The organism is Stenotrophomonas sp. 21LCFQ19 (assembly GCF_056861425.1).
The window spans coordinates 10,378-14,687 of record NZ_JBSPUF010000023.1; the positions used below are offsets into that span (position 1 = coordinate 10,378).

At 66.4% G+C, this 4,310-nt stretch carries 6 protein-coding genes; 1 reads left to right on the forward strand and 5 read right to left on the reverse strand.

From position 1 onward, the window contains the following. Positions 1–93: 93 nt before the first annotated feature. The 5 genes from AC13FW_RS19105 to msrB all read right to left on the reverse strand — a co-directional run bounded on the left by AC13FW_RS19105 (position 94) and on the right by msrB (position 3,427). Positions 94–369: a DUF4031 domain-containing protein gene (locus AC13FW_RS19105; RefSeq protein WP_282273319.1), complete on the reverse strand. Its 276-nt coding sequence runs from the start codon at positions 367–369 to the stop codon at positions 94–96. Between the two features lie 14 nt (positions 370–383). Beyond that, complete coding sequence (locus AC13FW_RS19110; RefSeq protein WP_282273321.1) at positions 384–866, reverse strand: hypothetical protein; 483 nt, start codon at positions 864–866, stop codon at positions 384–386. A gap of 67 nt (positions 867–933) precedes the next feature. Continuing rightward, positions 934–1,887: a flagellar motor protein MotB gene (gene motB, locus AC13FW_RS19115; protein WP_482990120.1), complete on the reverse strand. Its 954-nt coding sequence runs from the start codon at positions 1,885–1,887 to the stop codon at positions 934–936. A 10-nt stretch (positions 1,888–1,897) separates the two neighbouring features. Then, positions 1,898–2,752, reverse strand: coding sequence for a flagellar motor stator protein MotA (motA, locus tag AC13FW_RS19120; RefSeq protein ID WP_282273324.1), 855 nt, complete (start codon positions 2,750–2,752; stop codon positions 1,898–1,900). A 207-nt stretch (positions 2,753–2,959) separates the two neighbouring features. Further along, the gene (gene msrB, locus AC13FW_RS19125; protein ID WP_482990121.1) at positions 2,960–3,427 is read right to left on the reverse strand and encodes a peptide-methionine (R)-S-oxide reductase MsrB; all 468 of its coding nucleotides are present in this window, start codon (positions 3,425–3,427) and stop codon (positions 2,960–2,962) included. A gap of 123 nt (positions 3,428–3,550) precedes the next feature. On the opposite strand from msrB, the gene AC13FW_RS19130 reads away from it, so the two are divergent. Beyond that, positions 3,551–3,952 carry a classical arabinogalactan protein 4 gene (locus AC13FW_RS19130; protein WP_482990122.1) on the forward strand — a complete coding sequence of 134 codons (402 nt, stop codon included), beginning with the start codon at positions 3,551–3,553 and terminating at the stop codon, positions 3,950–3,952. Positions 3,953–4,310: the final 358 nt, after the last annotated feature.

A 4,310-nucleotide genomic window follows, 5' to 3' on the forward strand; every position in this document is an offset into this window, starting at 1 on the left:
CCCCCCCCCCTGCGGGCGGGGGCCGGCCCTGGGGGGGGGGGGGGCGCCCCCCCCCCCCCCCCCCGCCCCCCCCCCCCCACTACGGTGGGTTCATCAGGGCTGGTACAACGCCCGCGCATTGGCGATCACCCGGCGCATCTGCGCGCGGTCGGTATGCCGTGATATCGCCTGCGCGCCGAGCACGATGGCCTGCTCACGCAGCGGCGCCGGCACGTCGTAGTGCACGCCGCTGGGGCGGTTCTGGAAGGCCCTGCGCGGAATCCCGAGCTGCTGCGCCAGCGCATGCAGCTCGGGCAAGGTGTCGGCCATCAGATGCGCCCAGCGCTCACCGCGCCAGGGATGTACTGCATCGTCGATATAGACCGTCACGTTCGGCCCTGGACTCAGGCCTTGGACTTGTCGTCGTCAGCCGGTACTTCTTCGGCGATGGCGATGGTCTCTTCCGCGGCGTCATCAGCAGCTGCCTCAGCAGCTTCCTCGCCCTCGATGCCTTCGAATTCGGATACCAGGCCGGCCAGGTAATCGTCGGCGGTCTTGCCTTCGTCGGCGGCCAGGTCGTCGATCATCTGCTGCAGCGCTGCGGAGTACTCCAGGGTGACCTTGCGGCCTTCCTTCTCCTGCACATTGGCCAGGTGCTTGAGCATGGCCAGCATCGGCACCGGGTTGTCGGCATTGCCCATGGTCTGGCCGCCGATGGCCAGCAGCCACTCATTGCCCTGCAGGCCGATGGCGGCCACGACCTGGCCTTCTTCGTTGACCAGCACGGCGTGGTTCTGCACCTGCTGCTGGGCGTTCAGGCGGGCGAACGGGCGGCGCGGGGCCTGCTTCTTGCGCTTGTCGCGCTTGGCTTTGGAGAGCTTGGACATGTTGTTCGGCTAAAAGGAAAACGATGCCCATTGTAGGCGCAGCGGGCCCCTGCTGCCGGAACAGGGCTCAGCCGGGGCCGTCGCTGACGCCTTCGGCCGGGAGGGCAGCAGCGGCCGCCGGGACGACGGCGGTCACTGGCACCGGCAGGCTGTCGGCCTGGTTCAGTGCCGCTGCTTCTGCTTCCTGGCTCATCACCACGATGCTGATGCGGCGGTTGATCGGGTTCTGCGGGTTGCTCTTGTCGAACAGCACCGAGGACGCCAAACCGACCACCCGCGCCACCTTGGCAGGGTCCATGCCGCCTTCCAGCAGCGCACGCCGCGCGGCATTGGCGCGGTCTGCACTCAGCTCCCAGTTGCCGTAACCCAGCTGGGTGGAATAGGCGGTGGTGTCGGTATGGCCGGTGAGGCTGATGTGGTTGGGCACCTGGTTGATGTAGCGCGACAGCTCCACCAGGATCGTCTGCGTATACGGCATCAGGCGCGCGCTGCCGAGGTCGAACATCGGCCGGTTCTGCTTGTCCACGATCTGGATGCGCAGGCCTTCCGGGGTGATGTCCAGCAGCAGCTGGTCCTTGAACGGCTCCAGCGCCTGGCTCTTGCTGATCGCTTCCTGCAGCTCCTGCTTCAGTGCTTCCAGCCGCTGCTTGTCGCGCTCGCGCTCCTGTACCGGCGTGGGCACCGCTTCCTGCTGGTTCTGGAAGGGGTCATTGCTGTTGCCGCGCGAGACATCGGTGGCGCCACCGAGCTTGATCATCGAGGTGCTGGCGCCGCCGGGGCCGGCCATGCCCGGAGCCGGCGTGCTGCTGGTGCCGCTCAAGGGGCTGGGGTTGCGGAAGTATTCGGAGATCGCCGCGCGCTCGGGCTTGGTGGTGGCGGCCATCAGCCACAGCACCAGGAAGAAGGCCATCATCGCGGTGACGAAGTCGGCGTAGGCCACCTTCCACGAACCGCCGTGGTGGCCGCCACCCTGGATTTTCTTCACCCGGCGAACGATTACCGTGGGTTTGCTCTCGGTCATGGCGCGCGCCTTACTTGACCGACTTCAGGTGCTGTTCGAACTCGCTGAAACCCGGCCGCAGTGCCGAGGGCACGGTCTTGCGAGCGAACTCCAGCGCGATCTTCGGGTTGTAGCCACGCAGGCAGGCCAGCAGTGCGGTCTTCACCGATTCATAGATGCGGGCGTCCTGTTCGGCGCGTGCCTCCATCGCCGCGGCCAGCGGGCCGACGAAGCCGTAGCCGAGCAGGATGCCGAGGAAGGTACCAACCAGCGCGCCAGCCACGTGCGCGCCCACTTCCTTGATGTCTCCGCCGATCGAGCCCATGGTGATGACGATGCCCAGCACCGCGGCGACGATGCCGAAACCGGGCAGGCCATCGGCGACCTTGTTGAGCACGTGGGCCGGTTCCATCGCCTCGTGGTGGTGCTTTTCCAGTTCCAGCTCCAGCAGCGGTTCCAGCTCATGCGGCTCGATGTTGGAGCCGATCATCAGGCGCAGGCAGTCGGTGATGAAGTCGAGCAGATGGTGGTCGGCCAGCACCTTCGGGTAGTTGGCGAACACCGCGCTGTCCTGCGGATTCTCGACGTGGTCTTCCAGCGCCATGAAGCCTTCACGGCGCGCCTTGTTGAGCAGTTCGTAGAGCAGGCTGAGCACGTCCAGGTAGTCCTGGCGCTTGTACTGCGGGCCTTTGAACACGCTGACGGTTGCCCGCAGGGTCTGCTTGACGGTCTTGAGCGGCGTGGCGATCAGGAAAGCACCGAGGGCGGCACCACCGATGATGACCAGTTCGTAGGGCTGCCATAGCGCGGCCAGGCGCCCATGCGCACCGACGTAGCCGCCCAGGACAGCGAAAATGACAACGAGCAGGCCGACGATGATAAGCATGGGGGCAGACAAGGGGAGGGGATATCCCGTTGTCGGCCGTCAGCGGAAAATCTGTAGGCTGAGCGCAGCAGCCCCTGTAGAGCCGAGCCATGCTCGGCTGAGGCTTTACCGGTAATGCTGCTCTGTAGAGCCGAGCCATGCTCGGCTGAGGCTTTACTAGTGAAGCCCCTGCCGAGCATGGCTCGGCACTACAGGTGACGCGCTTGCTTACGCTGCGGGCTGTGCCTCGGCTCCGCCACGCTGCAGCGGGTCCGGGTACGGCTGGCCGTTCTCGACAAAGCCCAGCGACACTGAGTTCAGGCAATGCCGTTCAAAGGTCGGCGGCGGGCCGTCCGGGAATACATGGCCAAGATGACTGCCACAGCGTGCGCAGACGATCTCGGTGCGGATCATGCTGTGGCTGATGTCGCGGATCTCGCGCACATGGGCCGGATCGAACGGTGCGAAGAAGCTCGGCCAACCGGTGCCCGAGTCGAACTTGGTGCTGGAACGGAACAGCGGCAGCGCGCACAGGCGGCAGCAGTACACGCCGTCGCGCTTGTTATCCAGGAACACGCCGCAGAACGGTGCCTCGGTGCCGTGATGCAGCAGCACGCGCTGTTCTTCGCTGCTGAGCCCGGCGATCAGGGCATCACGTTGGGTGGTGCTGGGAGGGGTCAGGTCGAAGGCGGTCATGGCGCGGCATCCGTGGGGCAGATATCAATGGTAGGGGCGGGCAGTGGCCAGTCCAAGGGCGCATTCATGGTGGCGCAAGCTGGGCCGGCGCATGCTCGGTCAGTGGACGAACAGGAGATGCCGATGAAACGGATGACATATCTGACGCTGGCAGTGCTGGCGATCGCACCGCTGTCTGCGCAGGCGCAGCTGCGGCAGCCACCGTCGCCGACTGCAACCCGCCCGGTGACACTGCCACCGCCGTCGCGGCCGCCGGCAACGGCGCCATCCGATCAACGACAGGAAGAAGTGCGGCCGCTGCCGCCACGGCCAGCCGCCCAGCCCAAGCCAGCGCCGAAGGCGAAGCCGATCACCCAGCCGGCACAGCCCGTGCGTCCGATCTACGACAGCAAGGGACAGCCGGCGCCGCATATGCGGCAGACCAGCCCCGGCCGGGTGTTGGATACCCGCACCAATCGCTACTACGACACCGTGCCCAGTGGTGTTGGGCAGCAGGTAGTGCCGCCGCCAGCAGGCACGCGCTAGCACCGTAGTGCCGAGCCATGCTCGGCAGGGGCTTTACCGATAGAGCGTCCGTGTAGCGCCGAGCCATGCTCGGCAGGAGGCATTCCAAGCCAATGCCAGAAGCGACCCCTCCCCAACCCTCCCCTTGGCCTGCGGCCAAAGGGAGGGGGTGTAGTGCCGAGCCATGCTCGGCAGGGGCTAAACCGATAGAGCGTCCGTGTAGCGCCGAGCCCTGCTCGGCAGGAGGCATTCCAAGCCAACGCCAGAAGCGACCCCTCCCCAACCCTCCCCTTGGCCTGCGGCCAAAGGGAGGGGGGCTTAGTGCCGAGCCATGCTCGGCAACGCGCATCATCGGTAGAGCCCCTGCCGAGCATGGCTC

Coding starts and splice junctions, on each gene's coding strand:
- motA (WP_282273324.1), bottom strand. CDS start 2,752: ATGCTTATCATCGTCGGCCTGCTCGTTGTCATTTTCGCTGTCCTGGGC.
- motB (WP_482990120.1), bottom strand. CDS start 1,887: ATGACCGAGAGCAAACCCACGGTAATCGTTCGCCGGGTGAAGAAAATC.
- msrB (WP_482990121.1), bottom strand. CDS start 3,427: ATGACCGCCTTCGACCTGACCCCTCCCAGCACCACCCAACGTGATGCC.
- AC13FW_RS19110 (WP_282273321.1), bottom strand. CDS start 866: ATGTCCAAGCTCTCCAAAGCCAAGCGCGACAAGCGCAAGAAGCAGGCC.
- AC13FW_RS19130 (WP_482990122.1), top strand. CDS start 3,551: ATGAAACGGATGACATATCTGACGCTGGCAGTGCTGGCGATCGCACCG.